The sequence below is a fragment of the Streptomyces sp. 11-1-2 genome (assembly GCF_003595545.1).
Classification (GTDB): domain Bacteria; phylum Actinomycetota; class Actinomycetes; order Streptomycetales; family Streptomycetaceae; genus Streptomyces; species Streptomyces hygroscopicus_B.
This window is the reverse complement of sequence record NZ_CP022545.1, coordinates 9,754,875-9,769,281: the sequence shown is the minus strand read 5'-3', so window position 1 is coordinate 9,769,281 and position 14,407 is coordinate 9,754,875. Positions and strand designations below refer to the sequence as shown.

Genomic DNA, 14,407 nt, shown 5'->3' with positions numbered 1-14,407 from the left:
CAGGGCTCGCGAATGCCGCGGACTCCGGCACCCTGGAGGTATGGAGAACGCCACAGGCCCGGGCGAGTCCGGATACCCCGTCTTCGTCGAGTCATTCGACACCGACAGCCGCTACCGGCGGGTGCGGCTGCGCGGCCTGGGCTGCGAACCACTCGAACCGGAGGAGTTCGAGCCGCGCGTCCGGCAGGTCTTCCCCGATATCGACCTCGACGACCCGGCCCAGGTCCACTGGGCGGACCGGCCCGGGCAGTGGCCGCCCTGGCATCCGGGCGAGGCATGACCGTCCTGGTCGGCACCTCGGGATGGCAGTACCGGGACTGGCGCGGCGATCTCTACCCGGAGGGCTGTCCGCAGCGGTTGTGGCTCGAGGAGTACACCCACGCCTTCGACACGGTGGAGAGCAACAACGCCTTCTACCGGCTGCCCTCGTACGACCAGTTCGCCACCTGGCGGGAGCGCCTTCCCGAGGGCTTTGTGATGGCGCTCAAGGCGAGCCGGTACCTCACCCACATCAAGCGGCTGCGCGATCCGGACGAGCCGGTGGCGCGGCTGATGTCCCATGCGGCCGGGCTCGGCGACCGGCTGGGCCCCGTGCTGCTGCAGCTGCCGCCCACCCTGCGGGCCGACGGCGAGCTGCTGGACCGCTGCCTGCGCCGCTTCCCCGCCGGGACGCGGGTGGCCGTCGAACCGCGGCACACCTCCTGGTGGACGGAGGAGATCCGCGCGGTGCTGGAGCACCGCGCGGCCGCGCTGTGCTGGGCGGACTCGGGCTCCCGCCCGGTCACCCCGCTGTGGCGGACCACCGGGTGGGGGTATGTGCGCTTCCATGGCGGCCTCGCCCGGCCGGCCCCGCACTACGGGCGCCAGGCGCTGGACACCTGGGCGCGGCGGATCCGGGACACCTGGCCGCCCGAGGCGCGGGTCTACGCGTACTTCAACAACGACACGGGCGGGGCGGCGGTGCACGACGCGGCCGTCTTCGCCCGCGCCGTGGCCCGCGCCGGCCGTCCGGTCAGCGCCGCCCCCGCGCGGTAGCGACCGCCCGGTCAGCGGCACCCCACTCCGTAGGCCCGCTGCCCGTCGGGCTCACTCCTTCACCGCCCCGCCCAGCATGCCCTCGATGAACCGGCGCTGCAGCGCCACGTAGACCACGACCACCGGCAGGGCGATGAGCACCGAGGCCGCCGCGAGGAGCGCCGCGTCGGAGCTGTGCTGACCCTGGAAGAAGGCAAGGCCGAGGGGGACCGTGCGATGGGCCTCGTCGCTGACCATCACCAGGGCCATCAGGAACTCGTTCCAGGTCCACATGAAGGTGATCACGACCATGGTGGAGATCGCCGGGCGGGCCATCGGGACCAGGACGCGCCACAGTGTGGTCCAGGTGTTCGCCCCGTCGATCCGGGCCGCCTCGATCACCGCCCGTGCGCTGCCGCGGAAGTACGTGCGCATCCAGAAGACCCCGAAGGCCAGGGACTGCGCGGTCTGCGGCAGGATCAACGCCCAGTAGCTGTCGGTGAGTTCGGCGTAGCGCAGATCGAAGTAGAGCGGGACGACCAGCGCCTCCTGGGGCAGGGTCAGCCCGATCACGAAGAGGTGGAAGAGCACCGTGGAGCCGGGGAAGCGCATCACCCCGAAGGCGTACGCGGCGAGGACGGCCAGCACCGTGGTGGCGGCCACCACGACCGCGGTGACCAGGACCGAGTTCCCCAGATAGGTGCCGAAGTGGCCACGGCTCCAGGCGTCGGCGAAGTTGCTCCAGTGCAGACCGCCCTTCGGCAGCGAGAAGCCGGTGTCCAGGGAGCTCTGCGAGCCGAAGGCCGTGGAGAGGATGCCGATCACGGGGGTGAGCGCGATGACGGTGAAGAGGCCGAGGATGCCGTAGGTGACGTTGCGTTCCAGGCGTGTCGTCATGCCCGCCGCCCTTCCACGAGCCGGGAGACCGTGACGGTCAGGACGAAGATCAGGACCGTGAGGGCCACGCCGACGGCGGCGGCCGAGCCGACCTGGTTGGTCTCGAAGGCCCGGTGGTAGACCTCGTAGGCGGGTACGGAGGTGGCGTTTCCGGGGCCGCCGCTGGTGGTGATGTAGATCAGGTCGAAGTTGCGCAGCCCCGCCACGATGGTCAGGGTCAGCGCCACCGCGATCTGCGGTCGCAGACCGGGCAGGGTGACGGTGAGGAACTCGCGCAGCGGCCCGGCGCCGTCCATTCGCGCCGCCTCGTACAGCTCGCGCGGAATGCGCTGGGCCCCGGCGAGGAAGAGGACCATGCACAGTCCGGTGCCGACCCAGGTGCCGACGATGCCGACGGCGGGCAGCGCCCAGGTGTAGTCGCCGAGCCAGGGGCGGGCGAGGCCGCCGAGGCCGACGGTGCGGAGGGCGTCGTTGAGCAGCCCGTCGGGGGCGAGGATCGAGCGCCAGGCCACGCCGACCACGATCAGCGCCAGGACCTGCGGCAGGAACAGCACCGTACGGAAGAAGGTCATCCCCCGGATCCGGACCCGGGACATCAGGGCGGCCAGCAGCAGTCCGATGGCCACCGGCAGGGCCGCGTAGAAGACGAGCAGCAGCAGCGCGTGGAGGAAGGGGGCGCGCAGGCTCGCATCGCTGAACAGCGCGCGGTAGTTGTCGAATCCGGCGGGGGTGGCGACCGTCAGCCCGTCCCAGTGCACGAACGACAGCCACACCGCCTGCCCGAAGGGGTAGAGCAGGAAGGCGGCGTACACGATCAGCGCGGGCAGGATGTACACATAGCCGATGGCGCGCGGCTCTCCGGGCGCCCGGCGGCGGTAGGCCCTGGTCCAAGCGGTGGCCTTCATCGGGTCCCCGCCGGTGCGGGGGTGGCCTTGTGCTGCTCGCGCTGCCTCTTCATGAACGCGCCGTAGTCCTTCTGCAGGGTCGCGGCGAAGGTGTCCGGGGAGGTCTTGCGGCTGATCACGCCCTGGAGGGCGGCCGAGAGCGTGTCGTAGAAGCTGGGAGTGGAGTAGTCCAGGTACGGGACGAGTCCGTCGGCGGCGCTCAGCCGCTTCCAGCCGGCGAGCATCTGGCCGTCCGCGCTGTCCGGGCTCACCTGTTCCGCGGCCTTGCCCGGTACGGCGGGCAGCACTCCGTGCCGGGTCATGACGTCGGCGGCGTGCGCGTCGGTGAGGAAGTCCAGATACGCGGCGGCCACCTCCGGGTGGCGGGAGCGGGAGGTGATGGACCAGGCGAGACCCTGGCCGCCGGTGGTGACGGGGTCGCCGCCGGCCTTGGCGGGCGGGGGCGGCATGATGCCCAGCTTGCCGCCCATGGACTTCTTGAGGTCGGCGAGCTGCCAGGTGCCGGTCAGCAGGTACGCGCCGTCGCCGGAGGCGAACTTCTTGGCCGCGTCGTCGTAGCCGAGGCCGTTGGCGCCGCCCGGCAGATAGCCGCGCTTCATCCAGTCGGCGAGGGTCGCCGCGGCGTCCTTGGTGGCGGCGTTGTCGAAGCCGTCGCCGCGGCCGAGGACGGTGTCGCGGGCGTCGGCGGCGCCGAGCTGGGCGTGCAGCACCCCGAAGGTGTGGATGGCCGGGTACTTGTCGAGGTTGCCGAACTGGACCGGCAGCTCGCCGCGGTCCTTGAGCCGGGCCAGGCCGTCGGTGAACTCACCCCAGGTGCGCGGGGGCTGGAGCCCGGCCCGGTTCAGCAGGTCCTTGTTGTAGTAGAGGCCGATGTACTCGCCGGTCTGGGAGATGCCGTAGAGCCGCCCCCTGCCGAAGTCGTTGCCGTCGGCGGAGACCCGGTTGAGATTGAGCAGGGTACTGGGGTAGCGGGTGTTCCAGTCGTAGACCCCGGCGTAGTTGTCGAGCGGGGCGAGCAGCCCGGCCCGGACGAAGGCCACCATGTCCGGGTAGCCCTGGTTGGCCTGGATGACATCGGGCGGATTGTTACCGGAGACGGCCAGCTTCAGGGTGGTCTTCAGATCGGTGAAGCTCCGGGCGACCCGCTTGATCCGCACATTGGGGTACTTCTTCTCGAACTCCCGGTTCAGCTCCTGTATCTCGCCGTTGGTCCCGCCGCGTATCTCCTGGTCCCACACGGTCAGCGTGGTCTTTCCGGCCTTGGCCGGATCGGGTATCGCGGTGGCCGCGCCGGTCCCGGCACCGGCGGCCCCCGAGCCGCCGGTGCCGGGGACACACCCCGCGGCGAGCAGGACGACGCCGACGGCGAGCGCGGCCGGGACGGCTCTGCCGCGTGGCCGGCGCGCCCGGGTACGGGCGAGTTCCATGGGGTTCTCCTCGATGCGGTGGTCAGCAGCGTCAGGACCGTTGGGCGCTGTCATGCACCCGGAAGCCGATGGTGGGCAGGGCCCGCGGCCGTGGGCAGTCGCGCACCCGGTCCGGGATCAGCTCGCTCAGGAAGGCGTAGCGGCGGGCGAGTTCGGCCGCGTCCGCCGCGCCGTCGGCCGACCGCCGCACGCGGTTCCACCAGGCGGCCACCTCCGGCCAGCCGGGCGCGGCCAGGGAGCCGCCGAAGTGCTGGACGGAGAGGGCGGCGGTGAGGTTGGCGAAGGCGAGCCGGTCGGCGAGCGGCCAGCCCGCGAGCGTTCCGGTCATGAATCCGGCTACGAAGACATCGCCTGCCCCGGTCGGGTCCAGGGCGTCCACGGGCAGCCCTGGCACCTCGGCGCGCTCCCCGGTGAGCGAGTCGATGGCCACGGCGCCCTCGGCGCCCCGGGTGACGACCGCGATCGGCACCAGCTCCGCCAGGGCGCGCACCGCCCGCTCGGGGCTGTCGGTGCGGGTGTAGCGCTGGGCCTCGGCCGCGTTGGGCAGGAAGGCGTGGGTGTAGGGCAGATCGGGGAGCGCGGCGGGGTCCCAGCGGCCGGATTCGTCCCAGCCGACATCGGCGAAGATCTTGCTGCCCTGGGCGTGCGCCTGGCGCACCCAGTCCTCCTGGCGTCCCGGTTCGAAGGCGGTCACACAGGCGCGGGAGCGGGGCGGCGCGCCCTGGACGGCGGGCGGCGGGGCCGGATGCTCATGGGTGACCATGGTGCGCTCGCCCTCGTACGCCATGGAGACGGTGACCGGGGAGTGCCAGCCGGGGACGCGCCGCGAGTGGGTGAGGTCCACCCTCTCGCCGAGGGCGAGGCTCTCCCAGCAGTAGTCGCCGTAGACATCGGTGCCGAAGGCGGCGGCGAGCGTGGTGTGCAGTCCCAGCCGGGCCAGGGCGGTGGCCATGTTGGCGATGCCGCCGGGGCTCGATCCCATGCCGCGCGCCCAGGACTCGGTGCCGCGGACGGGGGCGTGGTCGAGCCCGGTGAAGATGATGTCCAGGAACACGGTGCCGGTGAGGTACACGTCGTGCTCGGGGTCCGCGGAGGCGCGCAGCGCCGCGAGCGGGTCGATCGGCTGGATCGGATCGGGTGTTGCGGCCGTGGTGCTCACCGACGTGCCTTTCCTTGTGCGGCATGGCCTGTTCGCGCCCAGGGCCCTGGTGGCGTGAGCGACACCTTGCACCTCGGCCGTGTCGAATGCAAGAGGTCGATCACAGTCGCGCACACTCGCTCATCTGGAGTACGTTGCCACCATGCTGCGAGAGACCCGCCACGAGAAGCTGCTGAGCATCCTCGGCGCGGAGGGCGTGCTGCCCATCGGGGAGATCGCCACGCGTCTGGGCATCAGCGAGGCCACCGCCCGCCGGGACCTCACCGAACTGGGCCGGGCGGGTCGGCTCACCCGGATCTACGGCGGCGCGGTGGCGGCACCCACCGAGGACGAGGAGCGCCCGTTCGGCGAGGTGGCGGTCGACGACCTGGCCGACAAGGAGGCCGTCGCCCGCGCCGGCGCGGAGCTGGTCGCGGACGGCGATGTGCTGCTGCTGGACATCGGCACCACCACCCTCCAGCTCGCCAAGCTGCTGCGCGGCCGTCCGGTCACCGTGGTGACCAGCAATCTCGCGGTCTACGACGAGCTGCGCGACGACCCGAAGGTGACCCTGATCCTGCTGGGCGGGCAGGTGCGCGCCAACTACCGCTCCCTGGTCGGCTTTCTCACCGAGTCCAACCTCCGCCAGCTTCGGGTCGGCCGGCTCTTCCTCGGCGCGAGCGGGGTCCTCCCCGACGGCAGCGTGCTGGACAGCACCCATGTGGAGGTGCCGGTCAAACGGGCCATGCTCGGCGCCACCCGGGAGGTGGTGCTGCTCGCCACCGCGGGGAAGTTCCCCGGTGACACCGGCCTCGCCCGGATCTGCGGACCGGAGCGGATCGACACCCTGATCACCAACAAGACATCCGACCCGGCGACGCTCGCCGTATTCCGCGAGGCCGATGTGGAGGTAGTGACCGTATGAGGCTGACTGTGCTGGGCGGCGGCGGATTCCGTATGCCCCTGGTGTACCGGGCCCTGCTCGATGACACCGGGGACGAGGCCGGGCGCTGCACCGAGCTGGTGCTGTACGACACCGACCCGCACCGGCTGGACGCGATCCGCGCGGTCCAGGCCGAACAGGCCGAGGGCCGCCCCACCGCCCCCGCGGTCCGGGCCACCACCGATCTCGACGAGGCGCTGCGCGGCGCCGACTTCGTCTTCTCCGCCATCCGCGTGGGCGGCCTGGAGGGCCGGGCGAACGATGAGCGGATTCCGCTCGGCGAAGGGGTACTGGGGCAGGAGACCGTGGGCGCGGGCGGGGTGCTCTACGGGCTGCGCACCCTCCCGGTGGCGCTGCGGATCGCGGAGCGGATCGCCACCGTGGCCCCGGACGCGTGGGTCATCAACTTCACCAATCCCGCGGGCATGGTCACCGAGGCGATGCAGCGGGTGCTCGGCGACCGGGTGATCGGCATCTGCGACTCCCCGGTCGGCCTGTGCCGGCGCGCCGCGCGGGCGGTCGGGGCCGACCCGGACCGGGCCGTCTACGACTATGTGGGCCTCAACCATCTGGGCTGGCTGCGCCGGGTGGTGGTGGACGGCCGGGACCGGCTGCCCGAGCTGCTCGGCGACACCGCCGCCCTGGAGTCGTTCGAGGAGGGCAAGCTCTTCGGCGCCGAGTGGCTGCGGGCGCTCGGCGCGCTGCCGAACGAGTATCTGCACTACTACTACTTCAACCGGGAGGCGGTGGCCTCGATCCGTCAATCCCCGGCCACCCGGGGGGAGTTCCTCCGCGACCAGCAGGCCCGGTTCTACGAGACGGCGGGCTCCGGCGCACCCGGGGCGCTCGGGGCGTGGGAGCGCACCCGGCTGGAGCGCGAGGCCACGTACATGGCCGAGAGCCGCGAGGCCACCGGTGGCTGGGAGCGCGACTCCTGCGATCTGGACGGCGGCGGCTACGACCGGATCGCGCTCGCCATCATGCGGGCCATCGCCCGCGATGAGCGCGCCACGCTGATCCTCAACGTGCGCAACCGTACGGCGGTCCCCGGGCTGGACGAGGACGCCGTGGTGGAGGTGCCCTGCCTGGTGGACGCGGGTGGGGCGCGGCCGCTGGCGACCGGCGCGGTGGCGCCGGACCAGCTCGGCCTGATGCTGTCGCTCAAGGCGGTGGAGCGCTCGGCCATCGAGGCGGCCACGACCGAAGCGGGCAGCGATTCGGGCATCGCCCGCGGCGCGGCCCTGCGGGCCCTGGCACTTCACCCCTTGGTGGACTCGGTCAAGGTCGCGGGCCGGATTCTGGACGCCTCCGGGGCGCTCGCCCGCTCATAGCACATGTCCGTTCGGGCATTCCCCAGTATCTGGAGGCGCCCGGTCGGGCTCCGTTCACGCCCTCTTTGGGTAAACGGGCGAGAATCGGGCCCGCCGGGGGGACAATCAGGCATCCGGGTTCCTCACCGTCCGTTGCCTCATCCGCCCTGACCTGCTGAGATAACGGTTGTGAAACGGGCGCATACAGTCATGATCTCTGCGGTGCCAAGGCTGGCCACTCCTGTTGCACGCTTGTAAAACTGCCACGCAAGCCGAAAGAGAAGGCAGGAGGTGCGGCGTGGACGCCGAGGAACGCCGTCGGGAGATCCTCGACACGGCTCGCCGTGCCGGCGTCGTCGATGTGGGCAAGCTCGCCGCCGACCTCGGGGTGTCCAAGGAGACGGTGCGCCGCGATCTGCGGGTTCTGGAACAGCACGGACTGGTGCGGCGCACCCATGGCGGCGCCTACCCCGTGGAGAGCGCCGGTTTCGAGACCACCCTGGCCTTCCGCACCACCATGCATGTGCCGGAGAAGTCGCGGATCGCGACCGCGGCCGCCGATCTGCTGGGCGATGCCGAGACGGTCTTCATCGACGAGGGATTCACTCCGCAGCTGATCGCGGAGGCCCTGCCCCGGGACCGGCCGCTCACCGTGATCACCGCTTCCCTCACGACCGCCACCGGCCTCGCCACCCGTGACAACACCACCGTGCTGCTCCTCGGCGGCCGGGTGCGCGGCGGCACGATGGCCACCGTCGATCACTGGGCGACGCATATGCTCTCGGGCTTCGTCATCGACCTGGCGTTCATCGGCGCCAACGGCATCTCCCGCCAGTACGGCCTGACCACCCCGGATCCGGCGGTCAGCGAGGTCAAGGCGCAGGTGGTGCGGGTGTCCCGGCGGAAGATCTTCTCCGGGGTGCACACCAAGTTCGGAGCTGTCAGCTTCTGCCGGTTCGCCGATGTCTCGGACTTCGAAACGATCGTGACCGACGCCGGTCTACCGCTGACCGAGGCACATCGCTATTCGCTGCTGGGCCCCCAGATCGTCAGGGTCTGACGCCCTTCCTCCGCTGTTTTCACCTTCCCCACGTCCCTTCGATTGGACCCGTTATGCCAGTCCTGACTCTTCGTGCTGCCCGGATACCGGTGGTGGCCCTGACCGCGGGCGCGCTCCTGACCGGTTGCGCCGGTATGGGGGGCGGCAGCTCAGGCGACAAGACCATCCGCGTTCTGATGGTCAACAACCCGCAGATGGTGGACTTGCAGAAGCTCACCAAGAAGTATTTCACCAAGGAAACGGGCATCACGGTCAAATTCACGATGATGCCCGAGAACGAGGTCCGCGACAAGATCAGCCAGGACTTCGCCAATCAGGCGCGCCAGTACGACGTGGCCACCATCAGCAATTTCGAGGTGCCCTTCTACGCGAAGAACGGCTGGCTGATGCCGCTGGACGGCTATGCCGCCAAGGACAAGGCATTCGACCAGAAGGACGTCCTCCCCTCCATGCGGCAGTCGCTGACCGCCGAGGACGGCAAGCTCTACGCCGAGCCCTTCTACGGCGAGTCGTCGTTCCTGATGTACCGCAAGGACGTCCTCGCCGAGAAGCATCTGAAGATGCCCGAGCGGCCCACCTGGCAGCAGGTCGCGGACATCGCGGCCAAGGTCGACGGCTCCCGCAAGGGTATGAACGGCATCTGCCTGCGTGGGCTGCCCGGCTGGGGTGAGCTGATGGCCCCGCTGACCACGGTGGTCAACACCTTCGGTGGCACCTGGTTCACCAAGGACTGGAAGGCGCAACTGGACTCGCCCGAGTTCACCAAGGCGACCAAGTTCTATGTCGACCTGGTGCGCAAGCACGGTGAGGCCGGCGCGGCCCAGTCGGGCTTCGCCGAGTGCCTGAACAACCTCACCCAGGGCAAGAGCGCCATGTGGTACGACGCCACCTCGGCCGCCGGGTCGCTGGAGGCCGCCAAGTCCCCGGTCAAGGGCAAGATCGGATATGTCCAGGCGCCGGTGGAGAAGACCGCCAGCTCGGGCTGGCTCTACACCTGGGCCTGGGGCGTCCAGAAGGCGTCGCGCCACCCCGACAACGCGTGGAAGTTCATCTCCTGGGCATCCAGCAAGAAGTACGAGGACCTGGTCGGAAAGAACTTCGGCTGGGCCAACGTCCCCGCGGGCAAGCGGTCGTCCACTTATTCCAATCCGGACTACCGCGACACCGCCGGCTCCTTCTCCGAAGAGACCCGCAAGGCGATCCTCAGCGCCAAGCCGCGTGATCCGGGAGTGCAGCCCCGGCCGACCATCGGCATCCAGTTCGTCGACATCCCCGAATTCGCCGATCTGGGCACCAAGGTCGCCCAGGAGATCAGCGCCGCCATCGCCGGAAAGCAATCCGTCGAGTCGGCATTGAAGAAGTCGCAGCAGCTGGCCGAGAAGGTCGGCGAGGAGTACCGATGAGTAATCCGACGACGGCAGTATCCGTGAGCGGCGAGCGGCCACCGACCGCGGCGCCCACCCCCGCACGGCGCCCCGTGGCGCAGCGGAACCGGGCCCGGGAGTGGGCCACCCGGGCGCCGCTGCTGCCCGCACTGATCTTTCTGATCGTGGTCACCCAGCTTCCGTTCGTGGCCACGCTGGTGATCTCGCTCTTCGACTGGAACTCGTTCCGGCCCGACCGCCGCGCCTTCGCGGGGCTGGAGAACTACAAGACGGTGCTCAGCGACGAGGCGCTGCGCGAGTCCATCGTCACCACCGTGCTGCTGACCGCTTCCGTGGTGATCGTCAGCGTGGTGCTGGGGCTGCTGCTGGCGCTGCTGCTGGACCGCAAGTTCCGTGGCCGGGGCCTGGTCCGCACCATGCTCATCGCGCCGTTCCTGCTGGTGCCGGTGGCCTCGGCGCTGCTGTGGAAGCACGCGCTGTACAACCCCGAGTACGGCCTGTTCAACGGCGTGCTCAACTGGCTGGGCGGGCCCCAGCCGGAGTGGCTCACCGATACGCCGCTGATCGCGGTGGAGGCGTCGCTGATCTGGCAGTGGACGCCGTTCATGATGCTCATCCTGCTGGCCGGGCTGCAGAGCCGCCCGCTGGACATGATCGAGGCGGCCCGGCTGGACGGGGCGGGGGCCTGGCAGATCTTCCGCTTTCTGACGCTGCCGCATCTGCGCCGCTATCTGGAGCTCGGCACCCTGCTCGGGTCCATCTACATCGTGCAGAACTTCGACGCCGTCTTCACCATGACCCGCGGTGGCCTGGACACCGCCAACCTGCCGTACACCATTTACGAAACCTTCTACAACGCCCACGAGTACGGGCTGGCATCGGCCGCGGGGGTCGTGGTGGTGATCGGCACGATCATCATCGCCACCTTCGCGCTGCGCGTGGTGTCGTCCCTCTTCCGTGAGGAGGCGTCCCGCGCATGACCGCCGTGAGCACCCCGGTGCCCATCACATCCGTTCCGGAAGCCACCCGCCGGGCCAAGCGGCGCGGTGCCGCGCTCGGCGTACTGGCCTGGTTCATCGGCATCGTCTTCGTCCTGCCGGTGCTGTGGATGCTGCTGACCTCGTTCCACTCCGAGGCCGACGCCGCCACCAACCCGCCGTCGCTGGCCGCTCCGCTGACCCTCGACGGGTACAAGGACTTCTTCGGCGTGGGCGGCGGGGCGAGCCCCTGGCCCGCGCTGCTCAACTCGGTGGGCACCTCCCTCTTCTCCACCTGCTTCGTGCTGGTGCTGGCGCTTCCGGCGGCGTTCGCGCTGTCGATCCGGCCGGTGCGCAAGTGGACGGATGTGATGTTCTTCTTCCTGTCCACCAAGATGCTGCCGGTGGTGGCCGGACTGCTGCCGGTGTTCCTGTTCGCCAGGGACATCAACTTCCTGGACAACGTCTGGTTGTTGGTGATCCTCTACACCTCGATGAACCTGCCGATCGCGGTGTGGATGATGCAGTCCTTCCTCGCCGACATCCCGGTGTCCATCATCGAGGCCGCCCAGATGGACGGGGCGCGGCTGCCCACCATCCTGTGGCGGGTCGTCGCCCCGATCGCGGGCCCGGGCATCGCCGCCACCTCGCTGATCTGCTTCATCTTCAGCTGGAACGAGATGCTCTTCGCCCAAGTGCTCACCGGTGTGGTCGCCCAGACCGCCCCGGCGTTCCTGACCACGTTCGTCACCAGCCAGGGGCTGTTCCTGGCCAAGGTGTGCGCGGCGTCGATGGTCATTTCTCTGCCGGTGCTGGCCGCCGGTTTCGCCGCCCAGGACAAGCTGGTCCAGGGCCTTTCGCTAGGAGCAGTCAAATGAGGGCCGCAGTCATCGAAGCCCCCGGCAAGGTCACCGTCGCCACCGTCGCGGACCCCACCCCGGGCCCCCGTGAGGTCGTGGTGGACGTGGCGGCCTGCGGGCTGTGCGGCACCGATCTGCACATTCTGCAGGGGGAGTTCGCGCCCACGCTGCCGATTGTCCCCGGGCATGAGTTCGCCGGTGTGGTCGTGGGCATCGGCAGCGGTGTCACCGAGCTGGAGGTGGGCGACCGGGTCGCGGTCGACCCCTCCCTGCACTGCCACGAGTGCCGTTACTGCCGGATCGGCCGGGGCAATCTGTGCGACAACTGGAACGCGATCGGGGTCAGCGTCGCCGGCGGGGCCGCCGAGTTCGCGGTGGCCCCGGTGGCCAACTGCGTCAAGCTGCCCGAGCATGTGGACGTGGCCGACGCGGCCCTGATCGAGCCGCTGTCCTGCGCGGTGCGCGGCTATGACGTGCTCAACGGCAACCTGGGCGCCGAGGTGCTCATCTACGGCTCCGGCACCATGGGGCTGATGATGCTGGAGCTGGCCAAGCGGACCGGCGCCGCCAGCGTGGACATGCTCGACGTCAACTCCGAGCGGCTGGCCACCGCCGGCACCCTCGGCTGCACCCGGTCCGCCGCCTCGGCGGACGAGCTGGAGCAGCCGCGCGGCTGGGACGTGGTCATCGACGCCACCGGCAACCAGGCCGCCATTCAGGACGGCCTGGGCCGGGTGGCCAAGGCCGGAACGTTCCTGCAGTTCGGTGTCTCCGACTACGCGACGCGGGCCACCATCGAGCCGTACAAGATCTACAACCAGGAGATCACCATCACCGGCTCCATGGCCGTGCTGCACAGCTACGAGCGTGCCGCCGGGCTGTTCGCGACCGGCGTGCTGGACCCGAAGATCTTCATCAGCCACCGGCTGCCGCTGGAGGAGTACCCCCAGGCGCTCGACCAGTTCAAGGCGGGACAGGGCCGGAAGATCGTGGTCGTCCCGTAACCGTACGTGGTTGACGGCCCAGGCCCGGGGCACCAGGCTTGGGCCGTCAATGATCACGGTCGGCGGGAGGGCGGGCAGATGGGCAAGGGCGGCGCGGTGGTGGTGGGCGGAGGGCTCGCGGGCACACTGGCCGCGGGGGCGCTCCTCGGCCACGTGGACACGGTCACCCTGGTGGAACGCGACCGCTACCCGGAGCAGCCCGCCTTCCGCAAGGGCGTGCCCCAGGGCCGTCATCTGCATGTCTTCCTCAGCGGCGGGCGGCGCGCCCTGGAAGAGCTGTTTCCCGGGCTGAACGGTGAGCTGGAGGCGGCGGGCGCGCACCGTCTGGAGGCGCCGCGCGATGTGATCACCAAGGCCCCCAACGGCTGGCAGCGCCGCTTCCACGAGGGCAGACACGCCACGACCAGCTGCACCCGGGCGCTGTTCGACGCCACCGTACGGGCGCGGGTGCTGGCCGAGGCCGAGGGATCCGGGACCCGGGTGGAGGTGCTCCAGGGCACCGAGGCCATCGGGCTGCTCGGCGGCGCGGACCGGGTGACCGGCGTACGGGTGCGGGCGCGCGACGCCGGGCGCACCGGCCGGGAGCTGCCCGCCGATCTGGTTGTCGACGCCTCGGGGCGCGGCTCGCGCGCCCCCAAGTGGCTGGCGGAACTGGGCGCTCCGGCGCCGCGCGAGGAGATCGTCGACGCCGGGATCGGCTACTGCACCCAGATGTTCCGGCCCGCCGAGCCGCTGGACATGGTGATGGTCATCCAACCCCGCCCGGACTGTCCGCGCGGTGCGGCCTGGTCCCCGGTCGAGGGCGGCAACTGGCTGCTGACGCTGTCGGGGGTGCGCGGCCAGCATCCGCCGACCGAGGGCTCGGAGGTGCTCGGCTTCGTCAAGTCCCTGAACGAGCCGGCGCTCTACGAACATCTGCGGACCTGTGAGCCGGTGTCCCCGCCGTACGGGTTCCGCGACACCTCCAACCGCCGCCGCCACTACGACGCCCCGGGCGCGCTGCCCGAGGGGTTTCTCGCGGTCTCGGACGCCGCCTGCACCTTCAACCCGATCTACGGTCAGGGCATGGCGGTGGCCGCCCTCAGCGGGCTGGCCCTGCGCCGCTGCCTGGCCGAGTCAGGTCTGCGGCCCGGTTTCGCGGCCACGGCACAGCGTGCTGTGGCCCGGGCGAGCGACACCGCCTGGCTGACCGCCGTCGGCGCGGACCGCCCGTACGCCGCGGACGCGGACACCACGCCGCCCGGTGCGGCCGAGCGGCTGCGGAGCTGGTACTTCGGGCGGCTGGCGGACCGGGCGGCGATCGACCCGGTGGTCGGGGCGGCGTTCCGTGACGTCACGTATCTCGCGGCGGGCCCGTCCCGTCTGCTCTCCCCCGGGGTCGCCCTGCGGACGGTGCTGCTGCCGAGGGCCGGGGGCCTGGCGGACCCGCCGCTGCGCGTGGAGAGCTGACCCGGGTCCGGGGGCTTTCGCTGGGGCGGAGCCCCCGG

14 protein-coding genes are annotated in these 14,407 nt (G+C 70.7%); 10 read left to right on the top strand and 4 right to left on the bottom strand.

The window, feature by feature from the left end; genetic code table 11:
• Window positions 1–40 precede the first annotated feature (40 nt).
• Both CGL27_RS42110 and CGL27_RS42105 read left to right on the top strand, forming a co-directional pair.
• On the top strand, window positions 41–280 hold the full coding sequence (locus CGL27_RS42110; RefSeq protein WP_078639150.1) for a hypothetical protein: 240 nt from the start codon (window positions 41–43) through the stop codon (window positions 278–280).
• The gene (locus CGL27_RS42105; protein WP_119992759.1) at window positions 277–1,035 is read left to right on the top strand and encodes a DUF72 domain-containing protein; all 759 of its coding nucleotides are present in this window, start codon (window positions 277–279) and stop codon (window positions 1,033–1,035) included. The genes CGL27_RS42110 and CGL27_RS42105 overlap by 4 nt, the downstream gene beginning before the upstream one ends.
• 51 nt (window positions 1,036–1,086) lie before the next feature.
• Here the strand turns inward: CGL27_RS42105 and CGL27_RS42100 are convergent, their stop codons facing one another.
• From CGL27_RS42100 to CGL27_RS42085, 4 genes are read right to left on the bottom strand one after another with little or no spacing between them, the layout of a single operon-like run.
• Window positions 1,087–1,911 carry a carbohydrate ABC transporter permease gene (locus CGL27_RS42100; RefSeq protein ID WP_119992757.1) on the bottom strand — a complete coding sequence of 275 codons (825 nt, stop codon included), beginning with the start codon at window positions 1,909–1,911 and terminating at the stop codon, window positions 1,087–1,089.
• On the bottom strand, window positions 1,908–2,816 hold the full coding sequence (locus tag CGL27_RS42095) for a sugar ABC transporter permease (RefSeq protein WP_119992755.1): 909 nt from the start codon (window positions 2,814–2,816) through the stop codon (window positions 1,908–1,910). Before CGL27_RS42095 ends, CGL27_RS42100 begins: the two co-directional genes overlap by 4 nt.
• Entirely contained in the window at window positions 2,813–4,243 is a 1,431-nt protein-coding gene (locus CGL27_RS42090; RefSeq protein ID WP_119992753.1) for an extracellular solute-binding protein, read from the bottom strand. The genes CGL27_RS42095 and CGL27_RS42090 overlap by 4 nt, the downstream gene beginning before the upstream one ends.
• 31 nt (window positions 4,244–4,274) lie before the next feature.
• Window positions 4,275–5,402, bottom strand: a complete 1,128-nt coding sequence (locus tag CGL27_RS42085; protein WP_119992751.1) for a PfkB family carbohydrate kinase — start codon at window positions 5,400–5,402, stop codon at window positions 4,275–4,277.
• 142 nt (window positions 5,403–5,544) lie between these two features.
• On the opposite strand from CGL27_RS42085, the gene CGL27_RS42080 reads away from it, so the two are divergent.
• From CGL27_RS42080 to CGL27_RS42045, 8 genes are all read left to right on the top strand, one after another.
• Window positions 5,545–6,306: a DeoR/GlpR family DNA-binding transcription regulator gene (locus CGL27_RS42080; protein WP_078639156.1), complete on the top strand. Its 762-nt coding sequence runs from the start codon at window positions 5,545–5,547 to the stop codon at window positions 6,304–6,306.
• On the top strand, window positions 6,303–7,655 hold the full coding sequence (locus tag CGL27_RS42075) for a 6-phospho-beta-glucosidase (protein WP_119992749.1): 1,353 nt from the start codon (window positions 6,303–6,305) through the stop codon (window positions 7,653–7,655). The genes CGL27_RS42080 and CGL27_RS42075 overlap by 4 nt, the downstream gene beginning before the upstream one ends.
• Before the next feature lie 277 nt (window positions 7,656–7,932).
• Window positions 7,933–8,694, top strand: coding sequence for a DeoR/GlpR family DNA-binding transcription regulator (locus tag CGL27_RS42070; RefSeq protein WP_078639158.1), 762 nt, complete (start codon window positions 7,933–7,935; stop codon window positions 8,692–8,694).
• Between the two features lie 53 nt (window positions 8,695–8,747).
• Window positions 8,748–10,097, top strand: coding sequence for a sugar ABC transporter substrate-binding protein (locus CGL27_RS42065; RefSeq protein WP_119992748.1), 1,350 nt, complete (start codon window positions 8,748–8,750; stop codon window positions 10,095–10,097).
• Window positions 10,094–11,059 (top strand): sugar ABC transporter permease, encoded by a 966-nt coding sequence (locus CGL27_RS42060; protein ID WP_078639160.1) that lies wholly within the window; start codon window positions 10,094–10,096, stop codon window positions 11,057–11,059. The genes CGL27_RS42065 and CGL27_RS42060 overlap by 4 nt, the downstream gene beginning before the upstream one ends.
• On the top strand, window positions 11,056–11,934 hold the full coding sequence (locus CGL27_RS42055; protein ID WP_078639161.1) for a carbohydrate ABC transporter permease: 879 nt from the start codon (window positions 11,056–11,058) through the stop codon (window positions 11,932–11,934). Before CGL27_RS42060 ends, CGL27_RS42055 begins: the two co-directional genes overlap by 4 nt.
• The gene (locus CGL27_RS42050) at window positions 11,931–12,920 is read left to right on the top strand and encodes a zinc-dependent alcohol dehydrogenase family protein (protein ID WP_059146081.1); all 990 of its coding nucleotides are present in this window, start codon (window positions 11,931–11,933) and stop codon (window positions 12,918–12,920) included. Before CGL27_RS42055 ends, CGL27_RS42050 begins: the two co-directional genes overlap by 4 nt.
• 78 nt (window positions 12,921–12,998) lie before the next feature.
• Window positions 12,999–14,369 carry a hydroxylase gene (locus tag CGL27_RS42045; RefSeq protein WP_119992746.1) on the top strand — a complete coding sequence of 457 codons (1,371 nt, stop codon included), beginning with the start codon at window positions 12,999–13,001 and terminating at the stop codon, window positions 14,367–14,369.
• The last annotated feature ends 38 nt before the right edge of the window (window positions 14,370–14,407 follow it).